Raw genomic sequence first — 21749 nt, forward strand, 5'->3', positions numbered from 1 at the left:
TACGTTCCATGGTGCTCTACGCCGGGGCGCGCCGCGGCAAAGAGAACGGAGTGTAAATCATTCCGCCGGATTTGTTGAGAACCTGCGTGGCAGGCACCGGCGGGAATCTGTCATTCTTTGAAATCGTTGGCGTCCAGCTCGTGACGCGACAGCAATTTGTAAAACTCGGTGCGGTTGCGGCCCGCCATGCGTGCGGCCTGGGTCACGTTGCCCTTGGTGATCTGCAGCAGCTTGCGCAGGTAGTGCAACTCAAACTGGTTGCGCGCTTCGGCAAAGGTCGGCAGCGCGGTGTTTTCTCCTTCCAGCGCTTGCTCCACCAGGGCTTCGCTGATCACCGGCGCCGAGGTCAGCGCCACGCACTGCTCGATGACGTTGACCAGCTGACGCACGTTGCCCGGCCAGCTGGCGGTCATCAGCCGCTTCATGGCGTCGGTCGAGAAGCTGCGCACGAACGGCTTGTGCCGCTGAGCCGCTTCGCGCAACAGGTGGTTGGCCAGCAGCGGAATGTCTTCGGCGCGCTCGTTGAGCGCCGGGATCTTCAGGTTCACCACGTTGAGGCGGTAGTAGAGATCCTCGCGGAACTCGTTCTTCGCCATCGCCTTTTGCAGATCGCGGTGGGTGGCGGAGATGATGCGCACGTCGATGTCCAGATCGCGGTTGCTGCCCAGCGGCCGCACCTTGCGCTCCTGCAGCACACGCAGCAACTTCACCTGCAGCGACAGCGGCATATCGCCGATTTCGTCGAGGAACAGCGTGCCGCCCGCCGCCGCCTGGAACAGCCCTTCGCGGCTGCTGACCGCGCCGGTAAAGGCGCCCTTGGCGTGGCCGAACAGTTCGGACTCCAGCAGCTGCTCCGGCAGCGCGCCGCAGTTGATGGCGATGAACGCCTTGCCGGCGCGCGGGCTGGCGGCGTGGATCGCCTGCGCCACCACCTCTTTGCCGGTGCCGCTCTGGCCGTTGATCAACACGCTGACGTCGGACTGCGCCACCATTTTCACCTGCTCCAGCAGGCGCAGCATCAGCGGGCTGCGGGTGACGATGTCTTCCCGCCAGGCCTCGTCGCCGGCCGGGGTGGCCGACAGCGCGAGCGCCTCGTCGATGGCCTTGTACAGCGCATCGCGATCCACCGGTTTGGTGAGGAAGCTGAACACCCCTTGCTGGGTGGCGGCCACCGCATCGGGAATCGAACCGTGCGCGGTGAGAATGATCACCGGCATGCCCGGCTGATGTTTTTGGATCTCGGCGAACAGCGCCATGCCGTCCATCTCGTCCATACGCAGATCGCTGATCACCAGATCGATCTGTTCGCGCGCCAGCAGGCGCAGCGCTTCCTGGCCGCTTTCGGCGGTGGTGACGTGAAAACCTTCGCTGGTCAGACGCATGCCCAGCAGCTTCAGCAGGCTGGGATCGTCGTCAACCAATAACAGGTTGGCCGGTTTGCGTGCGGTCATTGCGCGTGGGACTCCTTATTGGCAGGGGGCGGCGTATAGGTGTCTTCCGGTTCAACCGGCAGCGCGGTGCCCTTTTCCGGCTCGTCCTGCGGCTCAGCCCCTTTGGCGGCCGCGCCGTTTTTACCGGCGGCTTCGCCCTTTTGCGAGCCCGCGCCGTTGTCCGGGATTTCCCCTTGCAGCTGCTTGCGCGAAGAGAGCTGGCGCTCGATGTCGGTCAGGTTTTCCAGCTTGCGCGAGGTGTCCTGCAGCTGCGATTGCAAACGCGCCTGGCTCTGGCGCAGCGAATCGATCTGGCTGTCGCTGCTCTCCTGCAGATGCTGATAGCGCGCTTTCTCATCGAACAGCGTGATCTGCAGCATCTGCTGCTGGCGCCACAGCTGCGTCAGTGGACGCAGCGAGCCGGGGAACTCCATCCGATAGCTGTTGATCCTGTCGATCATCTGGCGGCGTTCGCCGGAGGTCGGCTGTGCGCTACCCAGCAGGATGCTCTGTTTGAAAACGCCGGACCAGCTGTCACCCGGCACCGTTTTCGCCAGCGCGCGCGCCTGGGTCGACCCGATGCGATCGGCGCAGTCCATCGCGCGCAGCCAGTAGAGCGCATTATCCAGCGCATCCTTGTCGTCCAACTGCCACAGGGTATCGCAAGCCGCGGTGCGGTAATCGATCACCTTGGTATCCGGGATCGCCTCTTGCTGCTGAGCGTTCAGGCCGCCGCTGACGGCGCGATCGACGCAGCCCGCCAGCAACAGCGGCATAAAGAAGACGGCGCCCAACCAGCTGATCGGGCGTTTGCCGAGCGGCGCTCTGTGCGTGGCACGCGGTGAACGTTCGGTCTGTGAAAGACGAAGGCGCTTAGACCATGTGTACATTATTTATTCATTCTCGGCGGTTAACGGCAGTTCAATGCGGAAGCAGACGTCTGCACCGGCGACCGTCGCCAGTTGCAGCTCACCGCGCATGCGACGGATACAGTCCTGAGCGATGCTCAACCCCAGTCCGCTTCCTTTTACCGCCCCTTTTCGCTGGTGACTACCCTGGAAAAAAGGCTCGAAAATCATGGCTCTTTCAGCCTCGGGGATCGGCGTGCCGGTATTGGCGACGTCGATTTGCACCCGTTGTCCAACCTGACGGCTGCGGATCCAAATGTTACCGGATTCCTTGCCGTAGTGCACCGCATTGGAGTAGAGATTATCCAGCACGCGCATTAATAGCGTAGGCTCTGCCCAGCAGATTTCCGCCTCCAGCACGATTTCGGTGGAAATCATCTTCGCCCGCGCCGGCAAACTGTGCGCGGCGACCACCAAATCGACCATCTCGCGCAGCTCGACGTTCTCGTGTTCCGCCGGGCCATCGGCCAGTTTGCGGTTGTAATCCAGCAGCTGTTCAATCAGCTGCTGCAGGTGGCGACTGCTGTTGTCGAGGATCGTCACCACCTCTTTCTGATCGGAAGTCAGCGGCCCCGCCACCTCGTCGGCCAGCAGCTCGGTGCCTTCGCGCATGCTGGCCAGCGGCGTTTTCAACTCGTGCGAGATATGGCGCAAGAATTCGTGGCGCTGCGATTCCAGCCACGCCAGCCGCTCGCTCAGCCAGATGATGCGCTGCGCCAGCGAACGCAGCTCGCGCGGCCCTTTGAACGACGCGGTGCTGCCCAGCGCGCGCCCTTCCCCCAGGCGGTTGATCATCCGTTCCACGGCCTTGACCGGCCCGATGATCATGCGGGTGAACAGCACCACCAGCAGCACGCTGACCAGGAACAGCAGCAGCGCCTGCCAGCCGAAGAACTGGCCGCGCTCGGCGATGGCCTGCTGCAGCTGCTGGCCGCGCGAGAACACCACCGCGCGCGTGGCCTGTACCATTTCGGCGTTGGAACGGGAGAACGATTCGAGCAAGGCCGAAGCCTCTTGGTCCGGCCCGCTGTTATGGCATTTGATCGCCGCCAGCTGGGTCAGCAACTGACGCAGCGTTTGGTAGTAGTGCTCGTCCGGCAGAATCGGCGCGTGGGCGTCCAGCATCTGCGAATATTGCTTGCGCTGGTTCTGGTACAGCTTCTGCAGCGTAGGATCGACCAGCACGCAGTACTGACGATAGCTGCGCTCCATCTCCAGCGCCACGCTGGTCATCGCCTCACTGCGCCGCGCGTCCACCAGCGTGGTGCGGTTGATGTCCGCCGCCTGCGCGCTGAGGTGATCCAGGCTCTGGTAGGCTTGATAGGCCAGCACCAACAGCGGCAGCAGCACCAACAGAAAGGCCAGCAGCACCAATTGCCGCAGCGAACGGGGAAATAAACGCCATTTTTTCAACGAAATCATCTCATTCTCTCAGCTCTGTCACGATGCTAACTGACTCGCCGAAAAGAAAAAAGCCCGGCAAGGGAGAATCCTGAACGCACAAGGAAAAAGCCGCGGGATTGGTGAACCGCGCCCATAGGCCTGGCCTGCCGACGACATGCGGCCCCGGCAGCATCAACCGGTGCGAAAGCGAGAGTATGGGGAGAGCGTCTGCGTTCGAGGGCATAGGCAACGAAACAGGGATAAGCGCAGCGTTGAGAATTGACATCGGGGCAAGAAACTTGCCCCAACGCAAGGAAGGTGTGGATGCCCTTGAACCTCGTCCCCAGGGTGATGTAGCGCAGCGGCTGGCATCGAACAGGACGAATAGCATCCGTAAGTATCCAGGATTGATGAACCCTTCATCACAGTTGGATACAGGCGGTGCCTCACTCCACGTGTCGCCCGATGCTTGATAAAGCCGCTTGCACGGTCTGTTATCGGTTTAGTTGGACGATAGGCACCATTTCTTTGGCATCATTCGGAGGCTTATGAGGCGATTTGCCGTCTAATGACGACGCCGTCATAAAAAATTGAATGAGCAACTGACGAGAATAATGCACGTTGCGTGCCAACTTTGCAATTAAAATTATAATTCAATGATTTTATTAAAAAATAAAATTATATCAGCAAATTTCTTTGCGCATCACGCCCCGATGAGTGATGAAAAAAACGCCGCGCTGTCGCCAAATGCAGACAACTAAAGCCAAACCCGCTTACCATCAATAAAATCAAATAGTTAAATGTCTCCATTTAGCGACAGGAAAAATGGCGCCTGTCGCAAAATGCAGACACTGCCGCCAGTCGGCGAACGCCGGCCATAAAAAAGGGCGCAATTGCTTGCGCCCTCTGTACGGTGGTACCGTTTTTAGCCCAGCTGCTTACGGGCGTTGCGGAACATGCGCATCCACGGGCTGTCCTCGCCCCACTCTTCCGGGTGCCAGGAGTTGCTGACCGTGCGGAACACGCGTTCCGGGTGCGGCATCATCACCGTGGCACGTCCGTTGGCGCTGGTTACGGCGGTAATGCCGTTCGGCGAACCGTTCGGGTTAGCCGGGTAAGCTTCCGTCACCTGACCGGCGTTGTTGACGAAACGCAGCGCCACCAGACCATGGCTTTCCAGCGCCGCCAGATGCGCCGCATCGCGCACTTCGACGTGCCCTTCACCGTGGGAAACGGCGATCGGCATGCGCGAACCGGTCATACCTTGCATGAACAGCGACGGGCTGGCCGCCACTTCCACCAGGCTGAAGCGCGCCTCGAAGCGATCCGACAGGTTGCGCACGAAGCGCGGCCAGTGTTCGGCGCCCGGGATCAGCTCGCGCAGGTTGGACATCATCTGGCAGCCGTTGCATACGCCCAGCGCCAGCGTCTGCGGACGGTGGAAGAACGCCTCAAACTCGTCACGCACCCGCTCGTTGAACAGGATAGACTTCGCCCAGCCTTCGCCGGCCCCCAGTACGTCGCCGTAAGAGAAGCCGCCGCAGGCCACCAGCGTGTGGAAGTCCTGCAGATCGCGGCGCCCGGCCAGCAGATCGCTCATGTGCACGTCCACCGCGTCAAAGCCGGCGCGGTGGAACGCCGCCGCCATTTCAACGTGGGAGTTCACCCCCTGCTCGCGCAGCACCGCTACTTTCGGGCGAGCGCCCTTGGCGATGTACGGCGCGGCGATGTCTTCCTCGGGGGCGAAGGTCAGTTTCACGTTCAGGCCAGGATCTTGTTCATCCTGCTTGGCCTGATGTTCCTGATCGGCGCACGCTGGGTTATCGCGCAGGCGCTGCATCTGCCAGGTGGTTTCCGCCCACCAGGTGCGCAGCGTATTGCGGCTTTCGCTGTACAGCGCCTTGCCGTGCTGGGTGATGACGAAACGATCGCCGGCCTGCACGCTGCCGATGTGATGCACGTTGTCGGTCAGACCGTGCTGCGCGAACGCCCGCTTCACGTCGTCGAGGCGTTCGGCGCTCACCTGGATCACCGCGCCCAGCTCTTCGTTGAACAGTACCGCCAGCGCATCGTCGCCGAGGCCATCGAGGTTAACCTCTACGCCGCAGTGACCGGCGAAGGCCATCTCCGCCAGCGTCACCAGCAGGCCGCCGTCGGCGCGATCGTGGTAAGCCAGCAGCGCGCGATCGGCCACCAGCTGCTGCATGGCGTTGAAGAAGCCCGCAAGCTGCGCAACGTTGCGCACGTCGGCAGGTTTGTCGCCCAGTTGGCGGTAAACCTGCGCCAGCGCGGTGGCGCCCAGCGCGTTATGGCCGTTGCCCAGGTCGATCAACAGCAGCGCGCTGTCGCCCTTATCGGTGCGCAATTGTGGCGTCACGGTGTGGCGCACGTCTTCCACGCGAGCGAAGGCGGTGATGACCAGCGACAGCGGCGAGGTCATTTCACGCTGTTCATTGCCTTCCTGCCAGCGGGTTTTCATCGACATGGAGTCTTTACCCACCGGAATGGTGATGCCCAGCGCCGGGCACAGCTCTTCGCCCACCGCTTTCACCGCTTCGTACAGGCCGGCGTCTTCACCCGGGTGGCCGGCGGCGGCCATCCAGTTGGCGGACAGCTTCACGCGCTTCAGACTGCCGATTTCCGTGGCGGCCAGGTTGGTCAGCGCTTCCCCGACCGCCAGGCGGCCGGAGGCGGCGAAGTCCAGCAGCGCCACCGGCGCGCGTTCGCCGAGCGACATCGCTTCGCCGTAATAGCTGTCCAGGCTGGCGGTGGTGACCGCACAGTCGGCCACCGGGATCTGCCACGGGCCGACCATCTGGTCACGCGCCACCATGCCGGTAACGGTGCGGTCGCCGATGGTGATCAGGAAGGTTTTCTCCGCAACGGCCGGCAAATGCAGCACGCGTTTCACCGCGTCGGCCAGCGTGATGTTCTCACGCTGCACCGCCTCGCCATGCGCCTGCAGGCGGGTAACGTCGCGGGTCATTTTCGGCGTCTTGCCGAGCAGCACGTCCAGCGGCATGTCGATCGGCTGGTTGTCGAAGTGGCGGTCGTTCAGCGTCAGGTGCTGTTCTTCGGTCGCTTCGCCGATCACCGCATAAGGTGCGCGCTCGCGGCGGCAAATCTCGTCGAACTGTGCCATCTGCGCCGGGGCAATCGCCATCACGTAACGTTCCTGCGATTCGTTGCACCACACTTCCAGCGGACTCATGCCCGGCTCGTCGTTGAGGATATCGCGCAGCTCGAAGCGGCCACCGCGGCCGCCGTCGCTCACCAGCTCCGGCATGGCGTTGGACAGGCCGCCGGCACCGACGTCATGGATAAACAGGATCGGGTTCTGGTCGCCCAGCTGCCAGCAGCGGTCAATCACTTCCTGACAGCGGCGCTCCATTTCTGGATTGTCGCGCTGCACCGAAGCGAAGTCCAGATCGGCATCGGACTGGCCTGACGCCATCGACGAGGCTGCGCCGCCGCCCAGGCCGATATTCATCGCCGGGCCGCCCAGCACCACCAGCTTGGCGCCGACGGTGATTTCCCCTTTCTGCACGTGATCGGCGCGGATGTTGCCGATACCGCCCGCCAGCATGATCGGTTTGTGATAGCCGCGCAGCTCAACGCCGTTATGGCTGTTGACGCGCTCTTCATAGGTACGGAAGTAGCCCAGCAGCGCCGGACGACCGAATTCGTTGTTGAATGCCGCGCCGCCCAGCGGGCCTTCGGTCATGATATCCAGCGCGGTGACGATGCGTTCCGGCTTGCCGAAATCCTGCTCCCACGGCTGTTCAAAGCCGGGAATGCGCAGGTTGGACACCGAGAAGCCCACCAGGCCGGCCTTCGGCTTGGCGCCGCGGCCGGTGGCGCCCTCGTCGCGGATCTCGCCGCCGGAGCCGGTCGCGGCGCCCGGCCACGGTGAGATCGCCGTCGGGTGGTTGTGGGTTTCTACCTTCATCAGGATGTGCGCGTCTTCCTGATGGTAATCGTACGTGCCGTTCTCCGGCGCGGCGAAGAAGCGACCAACCTGCGAGCCTTCCATCACGGCGGCGTTGTCTTTATACGCCGACAGCACGTAGTCCGGCGTCTGCTCATAGGTGTTCTTGATCATTTTGAACAGCGATTTAGGCTGCTGTTCGCCGTCGATGATCCAGTCGGCGTTGAAAATCTTGTGGCGGCAGTGCTCGGAGTTGGCCTGCGCGAACATATAGAGTTCGATATCCGTCGGGTTGCGCCCCAAACCGGTAAAGGCATTCAGCAGGTAGTCGATCTCGTCCTGCGCCAGCGCCAGGCCGAGCCGGACGTTGGCCTGCTCCAGCGCGGTGCGCCCTGCGCCCAGCACGTCGACCGACTGATACGGCGCCGGCTGATGGTGCGCGAACAGCTGTTCGGCCTGTTGCAGCTCGCTGAAGACGGTTTCCATCATGCGATCGTGCAGCAGCGCGGCGAGCTGGCGCCACTGGGTTTCCGTCAGCTCGGGCGCCTTGACGTAGAACGCCAGGCCGCGCTCCAACCGCAGCACCTGTTGCAAACCGCAGTTGTGGGCAATATCGGTGGCTTTGGAAGACCAGGGAGAAATGGTGCCCGGACGCGGCGTAACCAGCAGCAACCGGCCTTCGGGAGCGTGTTCGGCGAGAGAAGGACCGTACTTGAGCAGCCGCTGAAGCTTGGCGTGTTCTTCGGCACTTAGCGGTGCGCTAACATCGGCAAAGTGGACATACTCGGCGTAGATATCACTGACGGGCAGGTGAGCGTCCTGGCAGCGGGACAGCAGTTTGGTAATGCGAAAAGCCGATAAAGCGGGCGAACCACGCAGAATTTCCATAATCAAAGTTCTCTCGTCTTCGAAGCGACGGATAAGACGCTTCATTGGGCGCAACAGGGGAAAACGCGCGTCATTATAGAGAATCCTCGCCGCCGACGAAACCGTTTGCGTAGGGATTATTGATAAAAGCGTGCCGCACCGACGAATTGTCATAACGTGTCAATAAAGTTGCACACTGGCGTTTTGTTGCGCAAAATGCCCCCCGCACTGGTGATTTAACCATGAGAAAAGTCGCGGTTGTCGTCGCCGGTGTACCTGTGCCACCACTGGATAACTATTTGAAACGTCTTAAAATAAACTACATCCTCATCGGCGTTGTCACCCTGCTTCTGGCTCTCGCGCTGTGGCCCAATATTACCTGGCGCAGCGGCCAGGGCGGGCAACTCCAGGAGATCATCTCCCGCGGCGAGTTGCGTATCAGCACGCTGAATTCACCGCTGACCTATTTCAACACCAAGCAAGGGCCGGGTGGGCTCGACTACGAACTGGCCAAGCGCTTCGCCAACTACCTCGGGGTGAAGCTGGTGGTGATCCCCCATCAGAACATCAATGACCTGTTCGACGATCTGGACGACGACGACGCCGACCTGCTGGCGGCGGGCCTTATCTACAACCAGGAACGCCTCAGCCGCGCACGCACTGGCCCGGCCTACTACTCTGTTTCCCAACAGCTGGTGTACCGACTGGGCACCCCGCGGCCGAAAAGCTTCGCCGACATCAAAGGCAAGCTGGCGGTCGCCTCCGGTTCCGCGCACGTCAGCACGCTAAAACAGCTCAAGCAGGATAAATACCCGGATCTCACCTGGGAGTCCTCCAGCGATCTCACCTCCAAAGAGCTGCTGGAGCGGGTTGCCGACGGCAAGCTGGACTACACCCTCGGCGATTCGGTGACCATCGCGCTGCTGCAGCGCATCCATCCGCAGCTGGCGGTGGCGTTCGACGTCACCGACGAAGAGCCGGTCACCTGGTATCTCAAACGTGACGGCGACGACAGCCTGTACGCAGCGATGCTGGATTTCTACAGTCAAATGGTGGACGACGGCACCCTGGCGCGGCTGGAGGAGAAATACCTCGGCCACGTCGGCAGCTTCGACTATGTGGACACCAAAACCTTCCTGTCGGCCATCGACTCGGTGCTGCCCAACTTCCGCCCGCTGTTCGAGAAGCACGCCAACGAGATCGACTGGAAGCTGCTGGCGGCCATCGCCTATCAGGAATCGCACTGGAATCCGCAGGCCACCTCCCCCACCGGCGTGCGCGGCCTGATGATGCTGACCCGCGCCACCGCCGACGGCCTGGGGGTCAACGACCGCCTCGATCCGGAAGAGAGCATTCAGGGCGGCGCGCTCTACCTGCAGCGACTGATGGCCAAGGTGCCGGACAGCGTGCCGGAAGACGAGCGCATCTGGTTCTCGCTGGCGGCCTACAACATGGGCTGGGGCCATATGCTGGACGCACGCAAGCTGACCAAAACGCAAAAAGGCAATCCGGACAGCTGGGTCGACGTCAAACAGCGCCTGCCGATGCTCAGCCAAAAGCGCTACTACCCGCAGCTGACCTACGGCTATGCGCGCGGGCGTGAAGCCTACAACTATGTAGAGAACATCCGCCGCTACCAGGTCAGCCTGGTGGGTTATCTGCAGGAAAAAGAGAGAAAGGCGGCGCAAGCGGCCGCCGAGCAGGAAGCGTTGGGGAAAGGCTATCCGACGGTGATGCCGGAACTGGCGCTCAACTACTGATTATTCCGGCTTATCCGCCGCCCGCTGCGCCAGCTTGAGCGCTTTTTTCTGTTCGCGGCGCAGGCGGAAGAAATTGCTCAGGGTGGCGGCGCATTCGTCCGCCAGCACGCCCGAGACGATCTCCACCTGATGGTTCATGCCCGGGTGGCGCAAAATGTCCACCAGCGAACCGGCCGCGCCGGTTTTCTCGTCGGCGGCGCCATACACCAACCGGCGGATACGGCTGTGCACCATCGCACCGGCGCACATCACGCAGGGCTCCAGCGTGACGTACAGCGTGGCGTTCAACAAGCGGTAGTTTTGCAGCACCGCGCCGCCCTGGCGCAGCGCCATGATCTCGGCGTGCGCGGTTGGATCGTGTCGACCGATCGGGCGGTTCCAGCCCTCGCCGATGACCTGATTGTCCAGCACCAGTAGCGCACCCACCGGCACCTCGCCCTCTTCCTGTGCGCGCAGGGCCAGCTGCAATGCCTGACGCATCCAGTACTCATCGTTATATTCAGTCATCGCATAATTCCTCGTGCGCTTTTGCGGCGGGCATTATACACACTAGCCTCCCTTTGTCGTAGCCGCCCGCCAATGGCTATACTGGCCGAATCAGCGTGTGATTCAGGGACAAGAAACATGAAACTCAGTAAAAAGAACGCCGTCGTGGTGCGCAAGGCGCTGGACGGCTGGGTTGGGGAAGGCGCCTTGACACCCGAGCAACGGCAGCAGTTGCTGCTGCATGTGGACGTACAACCTTTCGACTGGCGACGGCTGGCGCGCTATGCGTTTCTCGCCGCGCTGGCCTCGTTGCTGATCGCCGTCACCAGCCTGTTCGCCGACAGCGCACTGCTTGAATGGCTGAGCGAACTGTTCCGCTTCGACGCGCCGGTGCGCATGGCGATCGCCGGCGTACTGGCGGCGCTGGCCTACGTCTGGGCGCTGCGCCGCCGCCAACGGCGCCCGGAAAAACGCTACGGCAATGAGGCGGCGCTGTTTGTCGCCGTGTTGCTCACCGCCTGCGCCTTATGGCAGTTGGGGGTCTGGCTGGATAACGGCAGCGGCCGGGTTTCCGTACTGCTGCTGGTCGCCGCGCTGCTGTACGGCGCGATCGGCTGGTTCAGCCGCTCCGGGCTGGTGTGGTGGTTCGCCCTGCTGTCGCTCGGCAATGCCTTCGGCGCCGAAACCGGCTACCTGTCCGGCTGGGGCGCCTACTGGCTCGGCATGAGCTACCCGATTCGCTTTATCGCCTTCGGCGCGGTGCTGATCGCCGCCGCATTGCTGCTGCGGCCGCTGTTGGCGCAGCGCGGCCTGCAGCGGGTGTCGCTGGCGATGGGCCTGCTGTACCTGTTCATCGCGCTGTGGCTGCTATCCATCTTTGGCAACTACGGCGATCTCGACAACTGGTACCGCGCGCGCCAGATTGAGCTGTTCCACTGGAGCCTGCTGTTCGGGCTGGCCGCCCTCGCCGCCATCTGGCTGGGGTTGAAGCATGACGACGCCATGCTGCGCGGTTTCGGGCTGACATTCCTCGGCATCAACCTCTATACCCGCCTGTTCGAGTTTTTCTGGGACAGCATGCCGAAGGCGATTTTCTTCGCGCTGCTCGGCCTGAGCCTGTGGGCGTTGGGGCATTATGCGGAGAAGATTTGGCAACTGGGGCGCAAACCGCACGACGTAACCGACGACTGATCGCGGTAGCGATAACAGCAAAGGGCGGAATTCTCCGCCCTTTGTTTATTCCAGCTGCTGCAGCTCGCCCTGCTTGCTTACCCGCCAGCGGTGTTCGCAAAAAAACAGCAGCGGGTTATCCTGCTTGCTGTCGCTGTAACCGCTGTACAGCTTCAGCGGCGCACCGAGCCGTTGCTCCAGCTGCACCACTTTTTGTACGCCCAGACAGCGCAAGGTCAGCACCCAGCCGCCATAGCGGCGCGCGATGCGGCTGCCGACCAATCGCACCCGCGGCAGAAACGCCGAATCCCGATAGACCTGCGCCACCAGTTGCTCCGGCGAGCCGGTAATCAGCCACACCTCGGCATCGTGCTCATCCAAATACTGCCGCAAGCGCATTTGCACCACCGGAAACGCGGTCACCTTCTGGCGGAAAACCTCGATAAACTGCCGCTCCAACGCCTTCAGCGTCGCTTCGGAGCGCCCGAAGGTGATCGCCCACAGCAACAGGCTCATCGGCCAGCGCGCGGCGCGCCCCAGCAGCAACAGCGCCAGGCCAATCAATGGCAACAGCGGTATCACCAGCAGCAGATTCAGCGGTAAACGGCGCAGCAGGAAGCGCAAGAAACTGCCGAACATATCCTCCTGATGCAGAGTGCCGTCCAGATCGAAAAAGACCACGCGGCGCCCTTCTGCGGCCGATGGTTGCTGCTTGTCGCTCAAACGCTACTCCTCGGGATCGTTGAACCCCATCATCCAGGTGAAGAGAAAACCGGCGATAATCGTAATCAGCATCCCCGCCAGATACAACATCACCTTACCTGAGACGATGGTCAACGCCAAAGGCAGCCCCGAAATGCCGAAGGTGATGACCGTCGCCACCTTCCAGTAGCTGATCAGCGCGCCGCCGACCGCACCGCCGAGGCAGGCGCCGATAAACGGCCGCCCCAGCGGCAGCGTCACCCCGAAGATCAGCGGCTCGCCGATGCCGAGAATGCCGACCGGCAACGCCCCTTTGATCACCTTCTTCAGCCGCGCATTGCGGGTTTTCAACAGCACCGCCAGCGCCGCCCCCACCTGACCGACGCCGGCCATCGCCAGGATCGGCAGCAGCGGGTTGGAACCGTGCGCCTGCACCAGCTCGACGTGGATCGGCACCAGCCCCTGATGCAGGCCGGAGAGCACCAGCGGCAGGAACAGCCCCGAGAGCAGCGCCCCGACAAGCAGCCCGCCCTTGTCGATCGCCAGATTGGCGCCGTGGGCGATGGCATCGGAAATAACCCCCCCGACCGGCTGCAGGATCAGGATCGCCAACGAGGCGGTGACCAGCGTGGTCAGCAGTGGGTTAAGGATCAGTTCGACCGACTCCGGCAACAGCGTACGCAGGCGTTTCTCCACCCAGCACATCAACGCCACTACCAGCAGCACGGCGATCACCCCGCCGCGCCCCGGCTGCAGCGCCTCGCCGAACAACGTGATCTGCGCCAGCGCCGGGCTGGAGAGGATCCCGGCCATCACGCCGCCCATCGCCTGTGAGCCGCCGAACACCCGCGCGGCGTTCACCCCAACCAGAATGTTCATGATGGCGAATACCGCGCTGCCGAATATCGCCAGCAGCCCCAGCACGTTCGGGTAGTCCACGGCCAGCTGACCGGCGATGTCGGGCCGTTTCAGCAGGTTGATGATGCCGGTGATCAGCCCCGAGGCGATAAACGCCGGGATCAGCGGAATAAAAACATCGGCCAGCTTTTTCAGCGCGCCGCTCATCGGCGCAGCGTACTTTTGCTTAGCCTGCGCCTTGGTGCGCGCCGCATCACCGACGGCGGCAGCGGGCTGTGCATTGCCGCTCAACAGCCCGCGCATGGCGTCCACCACCTTGGCGGCGGCGCCCGGGCCGACGATAAACTGATGCTGCTCACCCTGCTTGATATAGCCTTTCACGCCGGGCAGCTGCTTGAGGGCGGCCAGGTCCAGACGCTGCTCGTCGCTGACCTCAACGCGCACCCGCGTCATGCAGTTCTCCAGTTTGAGGATATTGCCCTCGCCCCCCACACCCGCCAAGATCTGTGTCGCCAATGCCGTTGTCTTGTCCATCGCCACCCCCACCGTGAATTAACGCGCCAACGCCGCGCGCAGGTAACCGTCGTGCCGCTGCAGCCGCTGCTGCGCCTCTTCGGCGCTGACGCCGGCCAAGATCATCAGGATCGCCGGTTTAACCTCAAAACCGGTCTGCGCCAGCGCCGCCTCCGCCTGAGCGCGTTCTGCACCGGTGGCCTCCACCACGATGCGGCAGGCGCGATCCACCAGTTTGACGTTGGTGGCCTTCACGTCCACCATCAGGTTCTGGTAAACCTTGCCCAGTTTGACCATCGCGCCGGTCGACAGCATGTTGAGCACCAGTTTCTGCGCGGTGCCGGATTTCAGGCGCGTCGAACCGGTCAGCGCCTCTGGCCCCACCACCGGCGAAATCGCCACCTGCGCTTCGTGCGCAATCGGCGAATCCGGGTTGCAGGAGATGGCCGCCGTCGGGCAGCCCAGCCCGCGTGCATAGCGCAGTGCGCCAATCACATAAGGCGTGCGCCCCGAGGCCGCCAACCCCACCACCATATCGACGGCGGTGAGGTTCAGCGCCCGGAGATCGGCTTCGCCCAGGGCCTCGTCGTCTTCCGCCCCCTCCACCGCTTTGAGCAGCGCGCCCGGCCCGCCGGCGATCAGCCCCACCACCACGCCGTGCGGCACGCCGAAGGTCGGCGGGCACTCGGAGGCATCCAATACGCCCAGGCGGCCGCTGGTGCCGGCGCCCAAATAAATCAGCCGGCCGCCGGCCTTCAACGCCGCCGCGGCCAAATCGACCGCCTGAGCAATCGCCGGCAGCACCTTTTCAATCGCCTCCGGCACCTTGCGGTCTTCCTGGTTAAAGCAGCGGACCATGTCCAACGTCGACATCTCATCCAGCCCCATAGTGGCCGGGTTGCGGGTTTCCGATACCAGTGCGCCTAAGTTCATCTGTTCACCTTTGAATTTTTAATTCACAAAATTAAATCAATATTTGAATATTTTATTCAACAAAGCGAGCGCTATTTGCTATTTTAACGACGAGCTCACAAAAATTTTCACCGCGCGTTTTCGCCCTCTGCATGGCAAAATGGCCGCTGGTTTCCAGGGAAAGAACAATGAGTACCCTTCTGCGCATTCGCCAGATGTATCCGACACTGGCGCAAAACGACCGCAAGCTGGCGGACTTTCTGCTGAATAACGCCGAGCAGGCGCGCCATCTCAGCTCGCAAAAGCTGGCCCAGTTGGCCGGCATCAGCCAGTCGAGCGTGGTCAAGTTCGCCCAAAAACTGGGCTATAAAGGTTTCCCGGCGCTGAAGCTGGCGCTGAGCGAAACGCTGGCCCAGCCGCAGGCCGAACCGGTAGTGACCGTCCACAACCACATCCTCAGCAGCGACACGCTGAAAACCGTCGGTGAAAAGCTATTGGCGGAAAAGCAGGCGGCGCTGCGCGCGACGCTGGACATCAACAGCGAAGAGCGGCTGCATCAGGCGCTGGATATGCTGCGCCAAGCGCGCCGGGTGATGCTGATCGGCATCGGCGCCTCCGGGCTGGTGGCCAAGGATTTTTCCTTCAAGCTGCTGAAAATCGGCGTGATGGCGGTGGCCGAAGCGGACATGCACGTCCAGCTGGCGGCGGTGCAGGCGCTGGACAAACGCGATCTGCTGCTGGCGATCTCCTTCAGCGGTGAACGGCGTGAAATCAATCTGGCAGCGGAAGAGGCGCGCCAGGCCGGCGCCAGGGTGTTGGCGCTGACCAGCTTCTCGCCCAATGGTCTGCAGCAGCGCGCGGACCACTGTCTCTATACCATCGCCGAAGAGCCCCATACCCGCAGCGCGGCCATCTCCTCCAGCACCGCCCAGTTCGCCCTCACCGACCTGCTGTTTATGGCATTGATCCAGCACGATCTCGATCATGCCCGCGATCGCATCAAGCACAGCGAACAGTTAATGAAAAAGTTGGTTTGACGCGTATAATGGCGGCCGATAAAACGCCGCCAGTTCAATTATTTCCCTTCTCTGCATTCGAAAAATAATGTGCGGGCGGTGACCTGCTCAATTATCGATCAATAATTGAGCATGCATGGACAGCATTATTTGACGATATCATTATGAATACACACACTGTTATTTTAGATAAGTTACGGCATTCCGTGACGCATCCGATTCTGCGTACCTTTTTGCTCTATATCATTACTGCATTGATTCTAATCAAGGCGATGGGATACAGCGGTGGAAAAGGTATTGATATTCTTTTTATTGCGCTTACTTTGCTATTATTATCTATTCATTCGCTTACCCGATACGGCCTGATTATTCCGTTTATTCTGCTGTGCGCGCTGTATGCGCCGGTCGGGGCCATTTACGGTACCCCTTCCGCTGCCGTGATGTCCGCCCTGTTGCAAACCAACCTCATAGAAGCGAGGGAGTTTTTGCAGACTCTGCCGGCCAGTTGTTATCTGCTGCCCGCCGCCATTCTGGTTATGCTGGCCATTCTCGGCCTATTTATTTGGCGACAAGCCATTTCAAAAAAAACTATACTTCCCTTGCTAGCCCTGCTGATGGTTATCATTATCGCCAGAGCCTTCAATGGCGGTGTGGCGAATCTTAAATTGCCTGACTTCTTTTTATCCCTCTACTCGGCTTACCAACAATACCAGCAGCAGGTTGATGAATTAAGTGCCGGTGCTACAACACCGGGTACCTGGTCAATAACCGCAGGCGCACCGACGAATGAAAACTATGTCATTATCGTCGGCGAAAGTATGCGCAAAGATCATATGTCATTATTTGGTTATCCGGTGTCCACTACGCCGTTTCTGGATAATGCCAATGGACGATTTTACAGCAATTATATTTCCACTGCGCCAAATACGTTCGAATCGCTTCCTCGCACGCTGGCTTTGAGCAACGGCCACAACATTGCCATCGGAGATAATATCATCACCCTGGCAAAAGCCGCCGGTCTCAAAACCCACTGGCTGTCCAATCAGGGTATGTTCGGACAATTCGATACGCCGGTATCAAAAATCGCCATGTTCAGCGATAGCCATTATTTCCTGAAGAAAGGCGACTTCCAATCGCGCAATACCGATGACGATGCGCTGCTGCCGATATTTGACCCATTATTGCGTCGCCAGGGACAAGGCAATCTGTATGTGCTGCATCTGATGGGCTCGCACGCCGACTTTTGCGAGCGGCTTAACGGCGAACCGCCGAGCGTCGAGTCGCCGAATAAGGAACTGGCCTGCTATCTCTCTACCTACCGCAAGACCGACCGTTTTATCGAGCAGGTTTATCACAGCCTGAAACAGAGTGGCACACCGTTTAAACTGTTCTATTTCTCCGATCACGGCCTTTCCCACAAGGATATCGGCGGTGGGCGTTCTTTACGCCACAGCGGCGATACCCGGCAGAATTACCAGGTGCCGTTGCTGGTGCTGAGCGATCGCGACCAACAGCACCAGATCATTGATGATCCCTTAAGCGCGTTCGATTTTATCGGGTTGTTTGCCCAAGAGGCGGGAATACGGATTGCCCATCCCGAAGTGATGCCTACGATACGTATCGCAGATGCAGATAAACGCTGGGTGTTTGACGGGCAGAGAATGGTTGATTTCGATCAGTTGGCTGACAATCCGCCTGAGTTACCCTAAGCGGTAAGATGACGAAAAAGTGCCCGTTGCGCGGCGATTCTATGATAGATTGCGCGCCAGCCCGAGCACACCGATGGAAAGATAACTGACAATGGCACTGCTGATTACCAAGAAATGCATCAACTGCGATATGTGCGAGCCGGAATGCCCGAACCAGGCAATTTCGATGGGCGATGAAATTTATCAGATAGATACCGACCGCTGCACCGAGTGCGTCGGCCATTACGATACGCCGACCTGTCAGCAGGTCTGCCCGATCGACAACACCATCATTACCGATCCGCAGCACCGCGAGAGCAACGAACAGCTGTGGGACAAGTTCGTGGTGTTGCACCACGCCGATCGCATTTAATCGCCGCAGGACTGACAAGGGCGCCATAGGCGCCCTTTCTCTTTTCAGCTTTCGACGATCACCGTCGCGCAGGCATAACGCCGCTCGTCGGCCAGCGAAACGTGGATCGCGGTGACCCCCATCTCCCCCGCCAGCTCGGCGGCGCGGCCGTGCAAACGAATATTCGGCTTGCCCAGCGCATCGTTGAACACTTCGAACTGATTGAACGCCAGGCCGTTGCGAATGCCGGTACCGAACGCCTTGGCAGCGGCCTCTTTCACGGCGAAACGTTTGGCCAGAAAGCGAATCGGCTGCTGGTGCTGCTGATACAGCGCCCACTCGGCGTCGCTCAGCACCCGGCGCGCCAGACGATCGCCGCTGCGCTCCACCACCGCCTCGATACGCGCCATCTCGACGATGTCGGTACCCAGCCCGAGCACCGCCATTACCGGCGCGCTTCCCGCATCAGCACTTTCATGTCGGCAACCGCGGCCGGCAACCCGCTCATCACCGCCTGGCCGATAATCGCATGGCCGATGTTCAGCTCGTGCATTTCCGGCAGCGCGGCGATCGGCTGCACGTTGTGATAGGTCAGGCCGTGGCCGGCGTTGACCTTCAGCCCCTTCTCGGCCGCGTAGGCGGCGGCTACCGCGATGCGGCGCAGCTCGGCCTGTACCGCCAGCTCGCCCTGCGCTTCGGCGTAGGCACCGGTGTGGATTTCGATATACGGGGCGCCCACCGCCACCGCCGCGTCGATTTGGCGATGATCGGGATCGATGAACAGCGAGACCAAAATGCCCGCCTGCGCCAGGCGCTCAACCGCCACGCTCATTTTGTCCAGCTGACCGGCGACGTCCAGGCCGCCTTCGGTGGTCACTTCTTCGCGTTTTTCCGGCACCAGGCAGCAGAAATGCGGCTTCAGCTCAATGGCGATATCCAGCATCTCGTCGGTCACCGCCATCTCCAGATTCATGCGCGTCTGGATGGTCTGGCGCAGCAAGCGCACGTCGCGGTCGGTGATGTGGCGGCGGTCTTCGCGCAGATGCACGGTAATGCCGTCGGCCCCCGCCTGTTCGGCAATGAATGCCGCCTGAACCGGATCCGGGTATTGGGTTCCGCGCGCGTTACGTAACGTGGCGATGTGATCGATATTGACGCCCAGCAGCAAATCAGCCATGACAACCTCTAAATACGATTTTCAGTGTCAGCAGTTTACACGCGGGCGCAGGGCGGCAAAAGGGGAAAAGGTCAGGCGTCGTCGACCGGCGTATTCGGCTGTTTGCGCACAAACTGGCGGAACAGTTCGCGGCTCTTCAACGGCTTGCCGCCGAGGTAGGGTTTCAGCGCCATGCGGGTGAAACGCTTGGCGGCGCGCAGCGTCTCGGCATCGGGAAACTGACGCTCCGCCAACGCGCGCAGTTCGCGCCCAGTGAAGCTGTAGTGATCCACCACCAGGCTGGCGATAAAGCCCTTCTCTTCGCGGTAGCGGTAGGTCATGGCATCATCCACCGGCAGGCCGCTGCCGGCGCAGTGCAGGAAATCGAGGCCGTAACCCAGGTGGTGCAACAGGGCCAGCTCGAACTGACGCAGCGCCTGTTCCGGCGAACTGTCTTCCGCCGCCAGCGCCTGCAGGCATTGCAGGTAGTCGAAGAACAGCACCGAGTAGTTGGTTTCCTGCTCCAGCACGCGCGCCAGCAGCTCGTTCACATACAGGCCGCTGTAGAGCATCATGCCGCTGAGGGGTAAACCAAGGGAGACCGCTTCGGCGTTGCGCAGCGTTTTCACTTCGCCACGTCCGCCCCAGCGCACTAACAGGGGGGTAAAGGGCTGCAGGCAACCCTTCAGATTGGAGCGGCGGCTGCGCGCGCCTTTCGCCAGCAAGCGCACCCGCCCATGACCTTCGGTAAACAGATCCAGCATCAGACTGGTTTCACTGTACGGCCGCCCATGCAGGACGAAAGCGCGCTCCCAGCCGTCCACGGGTCGTTACTTCAGATCGTCAACATAGCCCAGGCTGCGCAGCGCACGTTCGTCGTCCGCCCAACCGGATTTCACTTTCACCCACAGCTCCAGATGCACTTTGGCGTCGAACATCTTTTCCATGTCCTGGCGCGCTTCGATGCCGATGGTTTTGATCTTGGCGCCTTTGTTGCCGATGACCATTTTCTTCTGGCCTTCGCGCTCGACCAGGATCAGGCCGTGCACATCGTAACCGCCGCGATCGTTGGCCACGAACTGTTCGATTTCTACCGTCACCGAATAGGGCAGCTCTTCGCCCAGGAAACGCATCAGCTTCTCACGGATGATCTCGGACGCCATAAAGCGCTGGGAGCGATCGGTGATGTAGTCTTCCGGGAAGTGGTGTTCCGCTTCCGGCAGCAGCTTGCGCACGATGCCGGCGATGGTGTCGACGTTCATCCCTTTCTCGGCGGAGATAGGCACTACGTCGAGGAAATTCATCTGCTGGCTGAGGAACGCGATGTGCGGCAACAGCTTGGATTTGTCAGTGACGTTATCGACCTTGTTGATCGCCAGCAATACCGGGCAGCGCAGGCTGCGCAGCTTGTTGACCACCATTTCGTCGTCGGCGGTCCAGTTGGTGCCTTCGACCACGAAAATCACCAGTTCGACGTCGCCGATCGAGCTGCTGGCCGCGCGGTTCATCAAACGGTTGATGGCGCGTTTTTCTTCGATGTGCAGCCCAGGGGTATCGACGTAGATCGCCTGATAGGCGCCATCGGTGTCGATGCCCATGATGCGGTGACGGGTCGTCTGCGGCTTACGCGACGTAATGGAAACCTTCTGCCCCAGCAGTTGGTTCAGCAACGTCGATTTGCCCACGTTCGGGCGGCCGACGATGGCGATAAAACCGCAGTGTTGTTTTACTTCACTCATTCAAGCTCCAGCTTTTTCAGCGCTTGTTCCGCTGCCGCCTGCTCGGCTTTACGGCGGCTTGAGCCGGTGCCCACCACGGGCTCGCTCAAACCACTCACCTGGCAGTGGATGGTAAACTCTTGGTCGTGCGCTTCACCGCGAACCTGCACCACCAAATAAGAAGGCAACGGCAGATGACGCCCCTGCAAAAATTCCTGCAAACGGGTTTTCGGGTCTTTCTGCTTATCACCGGGGCTGATTTCGTCCAACCGGCTGCGATACCAGTCCAAAATCAGGCGCTCGACGGTCTGGATGTCGCTGTCCAGGAACACGCCGCCGATCAATGCCTCCACCGTATCCGCCAGGATTGACTCGCGGCGGAACCCACCACTTTTCAATTCGCCCGGCCCAAGCCGCAGACATTCGCCCAGGTCAAACTCGCGTGCCATCTCCGCCAGCGTATTGCCGCGCACCAGCGTGGCGCGCATGCGGCTCATGTCGCCCTCGTCTACGCGAGGAAAGCGATGATAGAGCGCATTGGCGATGACAAAGCTCAGAATCGAGTCACCCAGAAACTCAAGACGTTCATTGTGTTTACTGCTGGCGCTGCGGTGAGTCAAAGCCTGCAGTAAAAGCTCCTGCTGTTGAAAAGTGTAGCCCAGCTTCCGCTGCAGCCTGTTTATTACGATGGGGTTCATGAGTTACCAATAGATCAAGAATGCGTCAAAAACTTGCAGCATACGGAACAGGCCTGCTTCGCCGAAAGCCGATCCAAAGCTGTTTCGTTTGCAGTGGCTCCCAGCAGGGGCCAACTTTTTATCGCTCGAGAAAGTATTCTACAACGAGTGGAAACATAATGCTGTGTTTATATCCCCTTAATCTTTCACGCCGCAGTAGGCTGC

The 21749-nt window shown here is 60.8% G+C and carries 18 protein-coding genes; 5 read left to right on the forward strand and 13 right to left on the reverse strand.

Annotated features, from left to right (window positions below):
• Positions 1-110: 110 nt before the first annotated feature.
• From glrR to purL, 4 genes are all read right to left on the reverse strand, one after another.
• The gene (gene glrR / locus BVU99_RS24055; RefSeq protein ID WP_025303931.1) at positions 111-1451 is read right to left on the reverse strand and encodes a two-component system response regulator GlrR; all 1341 of its coding nucleotides are present in this window, start codon (positions 1449-1451) and stop codon (positions 111-113) included.
• Positions 1448-2320 (reverse strand): two-component system QseEF-associated lipoprotein QseG, encoded by an 873-nt coding sequence (qseG, locus tag BVU99_RS24060; RefSeq protein ID WP_053085981.1) that lies wholly within the window; start codon positions 2318-2320, stop codon positions 1448-1450. Before qseG ends, glrR begins: the two co-directional genes overlap by 4 nt.
• Before the next feature lie 3 nt (positions 2321-2323).
• Positions 2324-3760, reverse strand: a complete 1437-nt coding sequence (locus BVU99_RS24065) for a HAMP domain-containing sensor histidine kinase (protein ID WP_099816863.1) — start codon at positions 3758-3760, stop codon at positions 2324-2326.
• 886 nt (positions 3761-4646) lie between these two features.
• Complete coding sequence (gene purL, locus BVU99_RS24070; protein ID WP_169541087.1) at positions 4647-8540, reverse strand: phosphoribosylformylglycinamidine synthase; 3894 nt, start codon at positions 8538-8540, stop codon at positions 4647-4649.
• A 275-nt stretch (positions 8541-8815) separates the two neighbouring features.
• Here purL and mltF point away from each other — a divergent pair, with 275 nt between their 5' ends.
• Complete coding sequence (gene mltF / locus BVU99_RS24075; protein WP_025303935.1) at positions 8816-10276, forward strand: membrane-bound lytic murein transglycosylase MltF; 1461 nt, start codon at positions 8816-8818, stop codon at positions 10274-10276.
• Here the strand turns inward: mltF and tadA are convergent, their stop codons facing one another.
• Complete coding sequence (gene tadA, locus BVU99_RS24080) at positions 10277-10783, reverse strand: tRNA adenosine(34) deaminase TadA (RefSeq protein ID WP_033644114.1); 507 nt, start codon at positions 10781-10783, stop codon at positions 10277-10279. It abuts the gene before it with no gap.
• 117 nt (positions 10784-10900) lie between these two features.
• Here tadA and BVU99_RS24085 point away from each other — a divergent pair, with 117 nt between their 5' ends.
• Complete coding sequence (locus tag BVU99_RS24085; protein ID WP_025303937.1) at positions 10901-11953, forward strand: DUF2157 domain-containing protein; 1053 nt, start codon at positions 10901-10903, stop codon at positions 11951-11953.
• A 45-nt stretch (positions 11954-11998) separates the two neighbouring features.
• On the opposite strand, the gene yfhb is transcribed toward BVU99_RS24085, so the two are convergent.
• Genes yfhb through murQ form a run of 3 tightly spaced genes read right to left on the reverse strand, consistent with a single transcriptional unit; the run spans position 11999 to position 14938 of the window.
• The gene (gene yfhb / locus BVU99_RS24090; protein ID WP_043138142.1) at positions 11999-12655 is read right to left on the reverse strand and encodes a phosphatidylglycerophosphatase C; all 657 of its coding nucleotides are present in this window, start codon (positions 12653-12655) and stop codon (positions 11999-12001) included.
• A gap of 3 nt (positions 12656-12658) precedes the next feature.
• Complete coding sequence (locus tag BVU99_RS24095) at positions 12659-14026, reverse strand: PTS transporter subunit EIIC (RefSeq protein WP_025303939.1); 1368 nt, start codon at positions 14024-14026, stop codon at positions 12659-12661.
• Positions 14027-14044: 18 nt separating this feature from the next.
• Entirely contained in the window at positions 14045-14938 is an 894-nt protein-coding gene (murQ, locus tag BVU99_RS24100; protein WP_049209567.1) for an N-acetylmuramic acid 6-phosphate etherase, read from the reverse strand.
• Positions 14939-15105: 167 nt separating this feature from the next.
• On the opposite strand from murQ, the gene BVU99_RS24105 reads away from it, so the two are divergent.
• The 3 genes from BVU99_RS24105 to BVU99_RS24115 all read left to right on the forward strand — a co-directional run bounded on the left by BVU99_RS24105 (position 15106) and on the right by BVU99_RS24115 (position 17994).
• Complete coding sequence (locus BVU99_RS24105; protein WP_016929788.1) at positions 15106-15954, forward strand: MurR/RpiR family transcriptional regulator; 849 nt, start codon at positions 15106-15108, stop codon at positions 15952-15954.
• 143 nt (positions 15955-16097) lie between these two features.
• Positions 16098-17642, forward strand: a complete 1545-nt coding sequence (locus BVU99_RS24110) for a phosphoethanolamine transferase (RefSeq protein WP_210403915.1) — start codon at positions 16098-16100, stop codon at positions 17640-17642.
• Positions 17643-17733: 91 nt separating this feature from the next.
• The gene (locus BVU99_RS24115; RefSeq protein ID WP_025303942.1) at positions 17734-17994 is read left to right on the forward strand and encodes a YfhL family 4Fe-4S dicluster ferredoxin; all 261 of its coding nucleotides are present in this window, start codon (positions 17734-17736) and stop codon (positions 17992-17994) included.
• Between the two features lie 44 nt (positions 17995-18038).
• Here the strand turns inward: BVU99_RS24115 and acpS are convergent, their stop codons facing one another.
• The 5 genes from acpS to rnc form a co-directional block, all read right to left on the reverse strand.
• Entirely contained in the window at positions 18039-18419 is a 381-nt protein-coding gene (acpS, locus tag BVU99_RS24120) for a holo-ACP synthase (protein ID WP_004929169.1), read from the reverse strand.
• Positions 18419-19150, reverse strand: coding sequence for a pyridoxine 5'-phosphate synthase (pdxJ, locus tag BVU99_RS24125; protein ID WP_025303943.1), 732 nt, complete (start codon positions 19148-19150; stop codon positions 18419-18421). The genes acpS and pdxJ overlap by 1 nt, the downstream gene beginning before the upstream one ends.
• A gap of 71 nt (positions 19151-19221) precedes the next feature.
• A complete protein-coding gene (gene recO, locus BVU99_RS24130) occupies positions 19222-19953 on the reverse strand; it encodes a DNA repair protein RecO (protein WP_004929165.1) in 732 nt (243 codons plus the stop codon).
• 6 nt (positions 19954-19959) lie between these two features.
• Entirely contained in the window at positions 19960-20868 is a 909-nt protein-coding gene (gene era, locus BVU99_RS24135) for a GTPase Era (RefSeq protein ID WP_025303944.1), read from the reverse strand.
• A complete protein-coding gene (gene rnc / locus BVU99_RS24140; RefSeq protein WP_004929158.1) occupies positions 20865-21545 on the reverse strand; it encodes a ribonuclease III in 681 nt (226 codons plus the stop codon). Before rnc ends, era begins: the two co-directional genes overlap by 4 nt.
• Between the last annotated feature and the right edge of the window lie 204 nt (positions 21546-21749).

This window comes from Serratia sp. OLAL2 (assembly GCF_002752475.1).
Lineage (GTDB): Bacteria > Pseudomonadota > Gammaproteobacteria > Enterobacterales > Enterobacteriaceae > Serratia > Serratia bockelmannii.